The following is a 12,121-nucleotide window of genomic DNA, read 5'->3' on the forward strand; positions in this document are numbered from 1 at the left end:
TTTTGCTGCCGGACTTTGTGAATGGACATGAATTACAGCCCTCCCTGGCCAGAACAGGAACTTTCCCCCGACAGCCTGTTCGGGGCCCTGATGCGCACCGCCGTCGACGGCATCATGGTGATCGACGAGACCGGTCTGATCCAAGCCTATAACGCAGCCTGCGTGCGCCTCTTCCAGTATAACGAGAATGAGGTTTTGGGGCATAACGTCCGTATGCTGATGCCCGAGCCCTATCGCAAGCAGCACGACAGCTATATCAGCAATTACAAACGTACCGGACAGGCGCGCATCCTGGGGATAGGGCGCGAGGTTTCCGGCCAGCGCCGCGATGGCAGCGTGTTTCCGATGTATCTCTCCGTCGGCGAAGGCCTGCTCTATGGCAAGCGCGTCTTTGTCGGCATCGTGCACGATCTTTCCGCGCTTTATGGCGAGCGCGAGGCCTATGAGGCGCGCCTGCTCTCCTTGCGCGAGGAGCTGGTGCACGTGGCCCGCGTCAGCGAGCTTGGACAGGTCTCCGCAGGCATCGCCCATGAGCTTAACCAGCCGCTCGCCGCGATGCTGAACTATGCCAATGCCGCCAAGCGCTTTGCCGCCGCTGGCAAGCCTGAGGACATGGAGAAGGTCCACGGCGTGCTCACCAAAGTCGCCGAGCAAGCCGAGCGCGCTGGCCAGATCGTCCGGCGGATGCGCGACTTCCTGGAAAAGCGCGCTGCCACGCGTGGCTTCGAAGACGTGGTGGTGATCGCCGAAGACGCCATGGCGCTGGGGCTGATAGGGGCGCGCGCCGCCAACGTAACAGCGCATTTCAAAGCCGAGCCAGCCCTGCCGCCGGTGATGGTGGACCGGGTGCAAATCCAGCAGGTGCTAGTGAACCTTTTGCGCAATGCCGTGGAAGCGATGAGCCAGAGCGAGAAACGCGAGCTGACGCTGGCGGTGACGCGGCTTGCCAATGGGCGGGTGGAAGTCACGGTCAAGGACAGCGGGCACGGCATCGCCGACGACATCGCGCGGCAGCTTTTCAAGCCTTTTGTCACCACCAAGGAACATGGCATGGGCATTGGGCTCGCGATCTCCAAATCGATCATCGAAGCCCATGGCGGCGAGCTGACAGCGGAGCCCAATCCCGGCGGCGGCACCATCTTCCGCTTCAGCGTGCCGACGGTGGAATAGGCCTATAATACCTGCCCCGCCTCATAAGCTGTTCCCGTCCAGCTCATCGGGGTGACGGTGAAGGCGGGGCCGGTGACATCGATCAGGTTATAACCGGCAGCGCCGGCGCGCTCGCGATCGGAGAGCGCGGTGTTGGCGCATAATTCGCACACAGATGATCCCGCCGCCGCGAGACAGGTTTTAGAGGTGCGATGCAGATGGCCATGCAGAAGCAGGCTCATACCTGCGGCCGCAAGACTCTTGAAGGCTTCCGGGCCATGGCTGGTGGCGGAGCGCTGCGGGTCCAGCGCATGCGGGCGCAGGGGATGATGGGCGGCGACGATGCCGAGCTTTCCCGCGGGTTTCTGCTTTAATAAGGCTTCCACCGGTTCGAGGCGCGCGCGCGGCGCGGTGCCAAGGGACCAATCGCCGAAGCGGAAAGCCGCCACGGTGTTGAGCCCCACCACCAGCACATCCTCCGTCTCGATAAAGAGCGGCTGACCGGCAAGGTACTCGGCGAAACGGGCAAAGGGGCGCGCGAAGGTATCGGCCACCGGCACATCGTGATTGCCCGGCACCACCAAGCGCCGCGCGGGCATGGCCGAGAGAAGCTCCAAGGCGGCGCGATATTCGCGGTTGCGCCCCCTTCTGGTCAGATCCCCCGTAACAATGAGAAGATCGGGTTTGGCCGCGTTCACGCTGGCAGCCAAAGCCTCGGCCTGCCCTGGTGTTTTGGCCGGGCAATGCAGATCGGAAAGATGCGCGATACGGGTCGGCAAAACGCCCCCTTAGGAAAAGTTCAGCGCGAAGGCTTCCTCGCGCGTTGTGCAGAAGGAATAGTAGCAAGACTTCGCTGAGGGCACATGGTTCCTGAACGCATAGATTTGAAAGCCGCCAAAATCGGCGCCGTGGTCAACCGCTCCTCCGGCAGCGCGGATATGGCCGCTGGAGCCACCATGCTGGCGATTTTGGACGAGGCCGGGATCAAGCCCGCCGCCATGGAAGCCGTGCATGGCAGCGAGGTCGATGCGGCGCTGACCAAGTTGGCGGCGAGCGATCTCGACGTGCTGATCGTGCTGGGCGGGGACGGCACCATCCGCACCGCGGCGGAAAAATGTTCCAAATCCGGGATGGGCTTCATCGCATTGCCTGGCGGCACCATGAATATGTTGCCACGCGCGCTTTACGGCGAGCAAAGCTGGCCGGATGCCTTGCGCGAAACCGTGGCGGCGCCTGCTATTGCCCATATCGGGGCCGGCGAGGTGGAAGGTCACCGCTTTTTCTGCGCTGGAATTTTCGGGCCGCCCGCCCATTGGGCCGAAGCGCGAGAAGCCTTGCGGGAGAGCCGCGTATCGGAAGCCTTCCGGCGCGCCATCAATGCCTGGCGGCGCAGTTTTTCAGGACGCATCCGCTATAGTTTCAGCCTGGGCAAATTGCATAAGGCCACCGCCGTGTCGGTGATCTGCCCCTTGATCTCCAAGGTGATGCCTTCGGATGCGCCCGCGCTGGAAGCCGCGGCGCTCACCACTCGCGATCTTGGCGAAGCGTTTTCACTGGCGCTGTCGGGACTCTTCGCCGATTGGCGGCTGGCGGCACAGGTGAGGGCGGTAGCGACGCGCGAGCTTCTCTTGACGGCGCGACGGCCCATTCCGGCCTTGCTCGATGGCGAGCGCGTGACCCTGCCCCGCACCACCGAAGTGCGCTTTGTGCCCAACGCTTTCAAGGCGCTGGTGCCGCAAACCTCGCCCGTTCTGGCCGCGCGGCATGAGGAGGCGGTGTAACGTCTGGATGGCCGGGTCAAGCCCGGCCATGACGATGGAAAACTATTTCGGCATCGGCGCTTTCAACACCCAGGGCACGAGATCGGCGGCGAGCCCCGAAAAAGCTTCGGTATGGGCGGCGACGACGGCATCGACCGTATTGGCTGAGGCGCGCACTTCCTTCGCGAAAACCGCGGTGCCGACAATACGGCGCCCCCTTGTTTCCATCAGGCGGACGGCCAGCCTGATCACCGCGAGCGGCGCGCCCTCGCCTTGATCATAACGCGCCTCGAAATCGCGAAGATCGGTGTTGAGGAGGTAATCGGCGCGAATGCCGTCGCTGTCGCGCGCCACCTGCGCGATGCGGCCGGAAGCTTCGAAAGCTTCCACCAGCGCCGTCTGGATGAGGTTCGGCGTGCGATCCGACCAGGCGGTGTTGGCATAAAAATCAAGGCCGGAGGGCGGGCGCGTGAGCACGAGGCGCTCGGTCTCGAAAGAGCCAGCGGTTTCCGGGCGCAGCACCGAAAGCGCCCAAGGCACGGAGGGCCCAGGCACGGCAGCAAAGCGCGGCGAGAGGCGGTAGAGCTTGGGCGGCTCTGGCGGGCCGACAATATCAGCGCAGCCGGCAAGGCCCGCCGTGGCGAGCGACGACAGAATGAGGGCGCGGCGATCCAGGATCATTGCGGTGTATACCCCTTACGGCGATCTCCGAAGATCAGTTTGGTCGGCTGACGGTCGAGCTCGTCGGTGAGACGGTTGAGGCTTGAGACCGCGCGCCGTGTGTCTGCGATAAGGCCGGACAATTCGGCCAAACCATCGCCCTTCACAAAGTCATCGGCGTCATCGGCGAGCTTGCCGACTTTTTTCAGGCTTTGATTGGCGGTGGCGATGGTGCCGGGAAGCTCTTTGGAGGCCGCGGCGAGGTTGGCGAGCGTGGTGTCGATATCGCCCGAACGCGCGGCCAAGGCAGAGGTGGTCTTGTCCAGGCTCGCCAGGGTGTTGGTGAGGTGTTTCTGGTTCTCGTCCGAGACCACCGCCATCAAGCGATCCGCAATGTTATTCAGCTTGGCGAGCAGTTCCGGCGCACCTTGGGTGAGCTTCTGCAAGGCCGAAGGCGAGGATTTGATCTCGGCCACGCTTTCACCCGGCGGGGGCTGCAAAAGGGCCGCGTTCTTGGTGCCACCGGAAATTTCGACATAAGAGCCACCGGTGAGGCCTTGCGGCTCAATCGAAGTGGTGGAGTCGGTGCGGATATTGAGGCCGGGCTGCACTTGCAGGGTCGCGACCACGATCTGCGGATCATTGGGATCGAATTGCAGATTATCGACACGGCCGACATCAATGCCATTGTAGCGCACCGCCGTACCCTTGCCGAGGCCGGTGACAGGGCCGTGGAAATAGGTCCGGTAATAGACATATTCATGGCTGTACTGGAACCCGGCCAGCCACAAGACGGTGATGACCAAGGCCACGAGGCAGGCCATCACGAAAGCCCCGACGGCGACGTAATTAGCTTTGGTTTCCATCGCTCACCTTCATTGCCGCACGGCCACGCGGGCCGGAGAAATATTCCTGAATCCAGGGATCGTTATCGCGCATCACCTCTTCGATGGTGCCGACTTTGAGCGTCTTATTGACCAAGACCGCCACCCGGTCGGCGATGGAGCGCAAGGTATCGAGGTCATGCGTCACCATGAAAACGGTGAGGCCCAAGCTCTGCTGCAGATTGCGGATCAGCATGTCGAACGCATTGGCGGCGATGGGATCCAGCCCCGCCGTCGGCTCATCAAGAAAGACGATTTCGGGATCGAGCACGAGCGCACGGGCGAGGCCCGCACGCTTTCGCATGCCACCGGAAAGCTCGGAGGGATATTTGCTGCCCGCGTCTTCAGAAAGACCGACCATATGGAGTTTGACGCCCGCGATCTCGTCCATCAGTTGTTGCGGCAGCTTGGCGTATTCACGCAAAGGTACCTGGATATTTTCGGCCACGGTCTGAGAGGAATAGAGCGCGCCATCCTGGAACAGCACACCCCAGCGCCGTTGCAGGCGGCGCAGCCCGCCGGAATCCAGCCCCGCCGCATTCTCACCGAAGACCTCGATATGCCCGTCATGGGGCGTCAAAAGGCCAATGATGGTGCGCAGCAGAACCGATTTTCCCGAGCCGGAACCGCCGACAATGGCAATCACTTCGCCGCGGCGGACATCGAGATCGACATGATCATGGATCAGCCGCCCGCCAAGCTGGGTAACAAGCCCGCGCACGCTGATGATGGTATCATTCGCCGGCTCCATCATACCCCCAAAACCGAGAAGATGACGGAGAAACCGGCATCGAGCACGATGACGAGAAAGACCGACTCCACCACCGAGCGTGTCGTCAAGCGGCCCACCGAAGCGGCGTTGCGTTCCACATTGAGGCCTTCGTAACAGCCCACCATGCCGATGACGTAAGCAAAGACCGGTGCCTTGATCATGCCGACGAGGAAGGTGTTGATGTTCACCGCCTCATGCAATTGGCGCACGAACATCGGCACCGTGATGCCAAGCTGAAAGTAACACATGATGGCGCCGCCGATCAGGGCCACGATATCGCCATAGAAGGTGAGAAACGGCAGCGCGATGATAAGGCCGGCGACGCGCGGCAGGATCAAGACGTCATCGATATTGAGGCCCATCGTCTGCATCGCATCGATTTCCTCATTCACCTTCATGGTGCCGATCTGGGCGGTGAAGGCCGAGCCCGAACGGCCCGCGATGATGATCGCCGTGATGAGCACGCCCAGCTCGCGCAAGACGCCGACGCCGAGCGCATTGACGGTGAAGATATCGAGCCCGAAGCGCGAAAGCTGATCGGCGCCCTGATAGGCAAGCACGATCCCGACCAGGAACATCAATAGCCCGACGATGGGCAGCGCATTGATGCCGACTTCTTCAATCTGATGGGTGAGCGCGGTAATGCGCACATGGCGCTGCGGAGCCACGACCAGTCTGAACCAATCGACAGTGATGCGACCGAGATAGCCCAATATGCCAGCCGCGTTGCCAGCCACCTCATAAGCGGACCGCCCTACCCGATCGAGAAACCCGACCAGGGTCTCGCGTGTCTCTACCTTGGGGCAATCAAGCGACTCGGTATCGATTACCGCCAGCAGCGGGCGATAATGCTCGGGTACATCAAAGCGGGCGACTTTCAGCCCGGCCTGTTTCAGCTGAATCTTGGTGCGCAGCAAGAGCCAGGCGCCGGTGGTATCTAGGCTTTCGATTCCGGTCGCATCGATTTCCGCAACGCGCGCGTTCTCGCGCGCAAGGGCACGCAAGCCCGCATCGACCGCGCCAGCCCCAAAGACTGTCCATGGACCGCCTGCTGAAATCCGTAACTTGTCCCCATCGCGGTTTGCTTCAAACCAGGGGCTCGCTGCATCCATCTTATCGCCCATCCCCATGGACATTACCGGGCCAAATCCGGCCCGACTAGGCCGCCGGTGACGGGAACGTCCATTTCCCGCGGAATGTTGCGCGTAAATGCAAAAAGGGCTCGCTGTTTCCAGCGAGCCCGTTCAGCAAGGCGTTATTGAACGCCTAATTTGTAAGCGACCAAGCTTAGAAGGGAAGTCCGATCGGCAAATCGGTGAAATCGGGAACCGGGATGAAGGTGTTGCGCAGCGGCTTATCCTCATCCTGCTTCACGTCCCAGCCACCGCCAAGCGCGCGATAGAGACCGACGCCAGCCTGCAAACGCGCCAGCTTGATCTGGATCAGCGTGTCTTGCGCCGAGAACAGAGTCTGCTGGGCCTGCAGCACGGTCAACAGATCGACCACGCCTTCGCGATATTGCAGTTCGGAGATGCGGAAGGCTTCCTGCGCGTTCTTCACCTGCTCGGTGGTGAGGCGCTCCTGCTCGCTATAAGAGGTGACCGAACCGAGTTGGGTTTCGGTGTCGTTCAAAGCACTGAGCACCGCCGCCTTGTAACTGGCGACAAGCTCGTTCTCGCGGCCCTTATAGTAATCGCGCTGCGAGGTCAGGCGGCCACCGTCAAAGATCGACTGCACCACGCTCGCCCCGATATTCCAGGCGAGGTTCTGCGGCGAGATCAGGCCGTTCATCACCGTGTTGGACCAGCCACCACCCGCCGACAGGCTGACGCCCGGCAGGAAGGCCGCGCGGGCCGCATCAAGATTGGCATGGGCGGACAGAAGGCTCGCTTCAGCCTGCGCCACGTCCGGGCGGCGGGTCAGCAAGGTCGCCGGGATACCGGACTTAACGGCCGGAACGGTGAGGCCTTCGACACTCGCCGCTTCCACCTTCAAAGCGCCGGGCATGCGGCCGACGAGAATGGCCAGCGCATTGCGCTGCTCACGTTCCAGCTCTTCCAAGCGCGGGATATTGGCTTCCACGCCCAAAACCGTGGAGGTCTGCTGCGCCAGCTCCAGATTAGAGAGGACGCCGTTCTGAACCTTGGCTTGGGTGATGGCCAGAATGCGCTTAGCGGCTTCCACGTTGCGGCGGGCGATGTCGATACGCTCGCGCAGCGCCAGAACCGCGAAGTAGGAATTGGCGACGCTCGCATCCGTCGAGAGGCGCACCGATTCGTGATAATAGATCGCGGCGCGCGAGGAATCGCGGGCGGCACGGACGGAATTGACGTTACCGCCGAAGATGTCGAGCTCGTAGCTCGCAGCCCCGGTCAGGCCGAAGCTGTTGGACGCCTTTGCGGGATTTAAGGGGCTCGTCTTGTCGACGCCCTGACGCTTGGCCGAATAGGTCGCGTTCAGGGACGGGAACAAGGTGGCTGTGGCCGTGCCGGCCTGCGCCTGGGCCTGCTCGACACGCGCTGCCGCCGTCGCCAAATCCAGATTGCCAGTATGGGCTTCCTCGATCAGGGCCGTCAGCTCGGGCGTGGACAGGCTTTTCCACCATTCGGCGGTCACTTCCTGATCAGCCACCGGAACGGGGGCCTCATAGGCTTTCGGCATGTCCTCGGCCTTAATTGGCTCGGGAGGGGTCGTGGCGCAGGCAGTAAGGGCAAAGGCCAGCACGACAACGGATACGCTGTTGAATAGAATCTTCATGAGTTCGCTCGCTCGAGGCCGGGGAACATGGGCCGCCGAACGCCAATATGGGTATCAGGCGTCATTCGACAACATGTTTCTCTGACTGGAATACCGAAGAGGACAGATTTCCTTTTAACGGACATATCCATCATTTCCGGCGAATATACAGCAAAATGATCGAGGGTGTGCGGATATGGGGTGGACGGCCGGACCTTCAAGGTCTTGGGGGCACCCAAAAGCCCAGCCGCCCAGTGACTGTGCCACGGTGGTGGAGCGCCGGAGGAGCACAGCCGCGATGCCAAACCCTGTCCAAAAACGAGATCCGGCAACGTTTATGGCTGCTTCGCAAAGCAGCTTAGAACGACTGTGAAACTTCGCGGCTTCGTGCGAAAGTGCAATATAATCAGATTTGTAACCAGGTGTCGCATCGCGCCCGCCCCGCATTCTCTGGCGACCACTTCGCGGGAAAAGCCATGTGTTCATCGAAAACTTAATGAGGGTCTCATGACTTGGCCGGCGTTGGCCCCCATCATTTTGCTGCTCTGCTCAAACGTGTTCATGACCTTTGCTTGGTACGGCCAGCTCAAATTTCCTGGCACGTCCTTATGGCTAGTCATTCCTATTAGCTGGGGCATCGCCTTTTTCGAATATTGCCTCGCCGTCCCAGCGAACCGGATCGGCTACACGGTCTATTCGGCGGCCCAGCTCAAGACCATGCAGGAAGTGATTACCCTGGCGGTCTTCGCGGTGTTCTCGACGCTCTATCTGGGTGAGGCGCTGAAATGGAATCACCTTGTCGCCTTCGCCCTCCTGGGTCTGGCGGCGTTTTTCGCGTTTCACGAGTTCTGAGGGGGCCTTACGGCAGCCAGGGATCTTCGCCGAAGTTCTTCACCGGCGTCATCGGGATGCGGATGGCGTGCGACATCCCAAAATAGAACACAACCTTCATTTCCTGCTTGGAGGCGTCCCATTCCATCTGCGGCGCCACCCCACCCTGTTTGCGGAAGACGTGGCCGTCAAAATCGTATTGCCGCAGCTTTACCTCGCTCCAGCCCTCGGAAAGGTCATAGGCCAGACGCTTATGCATCTCGCGACGCTGCTCGTCGGTGGGATCGCCCACATCGAGAAAATCGGGGGCGCTGACGCGGATATCGCCTGATGGAAGAATCTCAAGCCAGGCCACAACCATAACGGATGACGATTCGTAATGGCCTATCCAACGCCCCACCGGCGGGGTGTGGCGCTGAGAACAGCCTGCGAGCAGCAGGCCGGCAAGGATCAGGATGGCAAACCGACGCATGACAGCCATTCCTCCATAGGTTGGACTATAAAGGCGAGAATCTTGAAAAACAGTAATTCAGGGTAATCATTCTCACCCGCTCTCTTGCGGGGAGGAACTCTGGGCGGCAGGGTGCCGCCCCCAAACACTCAAGAGGACGCTATGGCCGCGCTGCCCCCAGGATTTTTGAGCGAATCGCTCGGACGGATTCAACCTTCGCAGACCATCGCGGTAACGCAAAAGGCCCGCGAACTGAAAGCGGCGGGGCGCGACGTCATTGGCCTGGGTGCGGGTGAGCCCGATTTCGACACGCCCGACAATGTGAAGGAAGCGGCCATCGCCGCCATCCGCCGAGGCGAGACCAAATACACCAATGTCGAAGGCATCCCGGAGCTCCGCAAAGCCATCGCCGCCAAGTTCAAGCGCGAGAACGGGCTCGACTATGCCACCTCGCAGATCTTCGTCGGCGCGGGCGGCAAGGCCGTGATCTATAACGCGCTGCTCGCCACACTGAACCCCGGCGACGAAGTGGTCTGCGTTGCCCCTTATTGGGTTTCCTATCCCGATATCGTGGCGCTGGCCGGAGCCACCCCGGTGGTTGTCGAAGCCAAGTTCGAAAACGGCTTCCGCCTGACGCCGGAACAGCTCGACGCGGCGATTACGCCCAAGACCAAATGGGTGATCCTGAACCAGCCCTCCAACCCGACCGGCGCCTGCTACACCGCCGACCAATTGAAGGCTCTGGCCGATGTCCTGGTGCGCCACCCCCATGTCTGGGTGCTGAGCGACGACATTTATGAGCACCTCGTCTATGGCGATTTCAAATTCGCCACCATCGCCGCTGTTGAGCCCAAGCTTTATGAGCGCACCATGACGATGAATGGTGTTTCCAAGGCTTATGCCATGACCGGCTGGCGTATCGGCTTCTGCGGCTGCCCCGAGCCGCTAGTCAAAGCGATGGCGAAACTGCAGAGCCAATCGGTGAGCCACGCCACCTCGATCTCGCAATGGGCGAGCGTGGAAGCCTTGAACGGCACGCAGCATTTCATCCCCGAGCGCAAGAAGATCTTCGAAGAACGCCGCGATCTCGTCGTCTCCATGCTCAATCAGGCGACCGGCATCGAATGCCCCAAGCCGGACGGCGCGTTCTACGTCTATCCGTCGATCCGTGGACTGATTGGTAAGACCGCGCCTTCGGGCAAGGTGATCAAGACCGACGAAGACTTCGCCAGCGAACTTCTGGAATTCGAAGGCGTGGCTGTGGTGCATGGCGCCGCATTCGGTCTTTCGCCCTTCTTCCGCGTTTCTTATGCGACTTCGAACCAGGCGCTTGAAGCCGCCTGCACGCGTATCCAGCGCTTTGCCGCCGCGCTGAAATAATCACTGCCCTCGAGCAGCATGTTCATCGGTCACGCCGCTGTGAACATGCTGCCTCGACGGAATTCCCCAAATGCGCGCGTTGGTCCCTCAAAGAGGAGACGACGCCATGCAGGAATTCCTTCGCCGCTATGCCACGCCGCTGAGCCTTGTTACTGGGCTCTCCCTGGCGATCACTGGAATTATGATGTTTTTCGGCATTCGCGGAGAAATCGGCGAGGTGCATGAATGGCTCGGCTGGGCCTTTGTCGCAGCCTTGTTGATGCATATCGTGCGCAATTGGCGCGGTGTTCTCGGCATGATGCGTTCCTGGAGCAGCAAAGCGATTGTCGGCGTGCTCGGCGCGGCCATGGCGGTGCTGATCATCGCACAACTGCCGAATGGAGAAGCGCGCGGACATGCGGGCGGCCCCTGGCTGGTGGCGCGCCGCGTGGCCGATGTTCCCATCGCAACCTCCGCACCCGCCTTGGGCATGAGCGCGGATCAAGTCATCGAGAAACTGAAAACGCGCGGCCTTACGGTGGAAACCTCGCAACAATCGCTTTCAGAGGTTGCCGAGAAAAATGACGTGCGGCTGCCGCATTTATTCGGCGCGCTGCTCAATGATGCTTAAGAGAAATTACCCTTAGTGATACGCATGCCTGCGTATACGGGCGCACACGGATAGAAGCCGGCTCTCCGAATGGTAGGCTCTCCTCACCGGATAACCGGATGGGAGAGCCGCCATGGAAGTCCACACTGTTCGCGCCGATAACGTGCTGCAACTCGCACAAAGCTTCCGTGACCGCGTCACCAAGACCGGCGATGCGCGCTACAACCACATCATGCTGCTCACCGCCATCGAGCTCGAAGTTTTGGCGGAACGCCTTCTGCGCCGCCGCTGCACCGAGCCCGAGCCTTGCGATTACGTGAGCTGAGTGTGTCCTACACAGTGACCGCTTCGGCTTTGCCGTCGAGGTCCATGAGGTAGAACTCGACACCGAGATCGGGGTGCTTCTTGGCGAGGGTTTTCTTGAATTCGGCCATCACCTCTTTGTGCTGCGCCGTCTCGCCTGCCCTTTCACCGACGAATTTCTCGCCATACGCCACTTTATAGGCGCCGCAGTCGCGATGATCGACCACGATCACCTTTTTGATGGCGTGCAGCTTCTTGGCGATATCGACATGATCCCAAAGCGCCGCATTTGAGGACGGAAACTTAGGCGACACCGCCGCCAGCGAGGCGCCTGCAAGACTCACCTGATCATATTCATTTGTAAGATGGTGGCTGTCGAAGAAATGCACCGCGTCATCGACAAGACGATAATCGATGCAGGTGAGGACCAGCGCTTCGGCATGCCCCGCGAAAGCCGTGCCAGGCAAAAGCGCGATCCCGCCAGCCACAAACACGGCGCCGCTCAACACGGTGCGGCGACCGATATGATTACAGCAATTATGCTTCATAGGTATCCCAGCCCTAAAGGTTGCGCCGGGATAATATGCTTCACGTCCTAAACGCGCG

14 protein-coding genes are annotated in these 12,121 nt (G+C 60.9%); 6 read left to right on the forward strand and 8 right to left on the reverse strand.

The features are described 5' to 3' along the window. Window positions 1–27: 27 nt before the first annotated feature. The gene (locus FHS83_RS02905; RefSeq protein ID WP_208414195.1) at window positions 28–1,170 is read left to right on the forward strand and encodes a sensor histidine kinase; all 1,143 of its coding nucleotides are present in this window, start codon (window positions 28–30) and stop codon (window positions 1,168–1,170) included. A 2-nt stretch (window positions 1,171–1,172) separates the two neighbouring features. On the opposite strand, the gene FHS83_RS02910 is transcribed toward FHS83_RS02905, so the two are convergent. Further along, a complete protein-coding gene (locus FHS83_RS02910) occupies window positions 1,173–1,928 on the reverse strand; it encodes a metallophosphoesterase family protein (RefSeq protein ID WP_167080709.1) in 756 nt (251 codons plus the stop codon). 84 nt (window positions 1,929–2,012) lie between these two features. On the opposite strand from FHS83_RS02910, the gene FHS83_RS02915 reads away from it, so the two are divergent. Then, entirely contained in the window at window positions 2,013–2,930 is a 918-nt protein-coding gene (locus FHS83_RS02915; RefSeq protein ID WP_167080711.1) for a diacylglycerol/lipid kinase family protein, read from the forward strand. A 42-nt stretch (window positions 2,931–2,972) separates the two neighbouring features. Here the strand turns inward: FHS83_RS02915 and FHS83_RS02920 are convergent, their stop codons facing one another. From FHS83_RS02920 to FHS83_RS02940, 5 genes are all read right to left on the reverse strand, one after another. Continuing rightward, window positions 2,973–3,590, reverse strand: coding sequence for an ABC-type transport auxiliary lipoprotein family protein (locus FHS83_RS02920; RefSeq protein WP_167080713.1), 618 nt, complete (start codon window positions 3,588–3,590; stop codon window positions 2,973–2,975). Further along, a complete protein-coding gene (locus tag FHS83_RS02925; RefSeq protein WP_167080715.1) occupies window positions 3,587–4,435 on the reverse strand; it encodes an MlaD family protein in 849 nt (282 codons plus the stop codon). Before FHS83_RS02925 ends, FHS83_RS02920 begins: the two co-directional genes overlap by 4 nt. After that, window positions 4,419–5,204 carry an ATP-binding cassette domain-containing protein gene (locus FHS83_RS02930; protein ID WP_167085214.1) on the reverse strand — a complete coding sequence of 262 codons (786 nt, stop codon included), beginning with the start codon at window positions 5,202–5,204 and terminating at the stop codon, window positions 4,419–4,421. The genes FHS83_RS02925 and FHS83_RS02930 overlap by 17 nt, the downstream gene beginning before the upstream one ends. Then, window positions 5,204–6,361, reverse strand: coding sequence for an ABC transporter permease (locus FHS83_RS02935; RefSeq protein ID WP_208414197.1), 1,158 nt, complete (start codon window positions 6,359–6,361; stop codon window positions 5,204–5,206). Before FHS83_RS02935 ends, FHS83_RS02930 begins: the two co-directional genes overlap by 1 nt. A gap of 151 nt (window positions 6,362–6,512) precedes the next feature. Beyond that, window positions 6,513–7,982, reverse strand: a complete 1,470-nt coding sequence (locus FHS83_RS02940; RefSeq protein WP_167080717.1) for an efflux transporter outer membrane subunit — start codon at window positions 7,980–7,982, stop codon at window positions 6,513–6,515. 486 nt (window positions 7,983–8,468) lie between these two features. Between FHS83_RS02940 and FHS83_RS02945 the strand changes: the two genes are divergently transcribed. Then, on the forward strand, window positions 8,469–8,813 hold the full coding sequence (locus tag FHS83_RS02945) for a DMT family protein (RefSeq protein ID WP_167080719.1): 345 nt from the start codon (window positions 8,469–8,471) through the stop codon (window positions 8,811–8,813). A 7-nt stretch (window positions 8,814–8,820) separates the two neighbouring features. Here FHS83_RS02945 and FHS83_RS02950 read toward each other — a convergent pair whose 3' ends face one another. After that, window positions 8,821–9,264 carry a hypothetical protein gene (locus tag FHS83_RS02950; RefSeq protein ID WP_167080721.1) on the reverse strand — a complete coding sequence of 148 codons (444 nt, stop codon included), beginning with the start codon at window positions 9,262–9,264 and terminating at the stop codon, window positions 8,821–8,823. A 141-nt stretch (window positions 9,265–9,405) separates the two neighbouring features. Here FHS83_RS02950 and FHS83_RS02955 point away from each other — a divergent pair, with 141 nt between their 5' ends. The 3 genes from FHS83_RS02955 (at window position 9,406) to FHS83_RS02965 (ending at window position 11,537) form a co-directional block, all read left to right on the forward strand. Then, complete coding sequence (locus tag FHS83_RS02955; RefSeq protein WP_167080723.1) at window positions 9,406–10,623, forward strand: pyridoxal phosphate-dependent aminotransferase; 1,218 nt, start codon at window positions 9,406–9,408, stop codon at window positions 10,621–10,623. A gap of 106 nt (window positions 10,624–10,729) precedes the next feature. Continuing rightward, complete coding sequence (locus FHS83_RS02960) at window positions 10,730–11,233, forward strand: DUF4405 domain-containing protein (protein ID WP_167080725.1); 504 nt, start codon at window positions 10,730–10,732, stop codon at window positions 11,231–11,233. A 112-nt stretch (window positions 11,234–11,345) separates the two neighbouring features. Further along, window positions 11,346–11,537, forward strand: a complete 192-nt coding sequence (locus tag FHS83_RS02965) for a hypothetical protein (RefSeq protein ID WP_167080727.1) — start codon at window positions 11,346–11,348, stop codon at window positions 11,535–11,537. 7 nt (window positions 11,538–11,544) lie between these two features. On the opposite strand, the gene FHS83_RS02970 is transcribed toward FHS83_RS02965, so the two are convergent. After that, window positions 11,545–12,063: a carbonic anhydrase gene (locus FHS83_RS02970; protein WP_167080729.1), complete on the reverse strand. Its 519-nt coding sequence runs from the start codon at window positions 12,061–12,063 to the stop codon at window positions 11,545–11,547. Between the last annotated feature and the right edge of the window lie 58 nt (window positions 12,064–12,121).

Source organism: Rhizomicrobium palustre, from assembly GCF_011761565.1.
GTDB lineage: Bacteria > Pseudomonadota > Alphaproteobacteria > Micropepsales > Micropepsaceae > Rhizomicrobium > Rhizomicrobium palustre.

Coding starts and splice junctions, on each gene's coding strand:
- FHS83_RS02905 (WP_208414195.1), top strand. CDS start 28: ATGAATTACAGCCCTCCCTGGCCAGAACAGGAACTTTCCCCCGACAGC.
- FHS83_RS02915 (WP_167080711.1), top strand. CDS start 2,013: ATGGTTCCTGAACGCATAGATTTGAAAGCCGCCAAAATCGGCGCCGTG.
- FHS83_RS02920 (WP_167080713.1), bottom strand. CDS start 3,590: ATGATCCTGGATCGCCGCGCCCTCATTCTGTCGTCGCTCGCCACGGCG.
- FHS83_RS02925 (WP_167080715.1), bottom strand. CDS start 4,435: ATGGAAACCAAAGCTAATTACGTCGCCGTCGGGGCTTTCGTGATGGCC.
- FHS83_RS02930 (WP_167085214.1), bottom strand. CDS start 5,204: ATGGAGCCGGCGAATGATACCATCATCAGCGTGCGCGGGCTTGTTACC.
- FHS83_RS02935 (WP_208414197.1), bottom strand. CDS start 6,361: ATGTCCATGGGGATGGGCGATAAGATGGATGCAGCGAGCCCCTGGTTT.
- FHS83_RS02940 (WP_167080717.1), bottom strand. CDS start 7,982: ATGAAGATTCTATTCAACAGCGTATCCGTTGTCGTGCTGGCCTTTGCC.
- FHS83_RS02945 (WP_167080719.1), top strand. CDS start 8,469: ATGACTTGGCCGGCGTTGGCCCCCATCATTTTGCTGCTCTGCTCAAAC.
- FHS83_RS02950 (WP_167080721.1), bottom strand. CDS start 9,264: ATGCGTCGGTTTGCCATCCTGATCCTTGCCGGCCTGCTGCTCGCAGGC.
- FHS83_RS02955 (WP_167080723.1), top strand. CDS start 9,406: ATGGCCGCGCTGCCCCCAGGATTTTTGAGCGAATCGCTCGGACGGATT.
- FHS83_RS02960 (WP_167080725.1), top strand. CDS start 10,730: ATGCAGGAATTCCTTCGCCGCTATGCCACGCCGCTGAGCCTTGTTACT.
- FHS83_RS02965 (WP_167080727.1), top strand. CDS start 11,346: ATGGAAGTCCACACTGTTCGCGCCGATAACGTGCTGCAACTCGCACAA.
- FHS83_RS02970 (WP_167080729.1), bottom strand. CDS start 12,063: ATGAAGCATAATTGCTGTAATCATATCGGTCGCCGCACCGTGTTGAGC.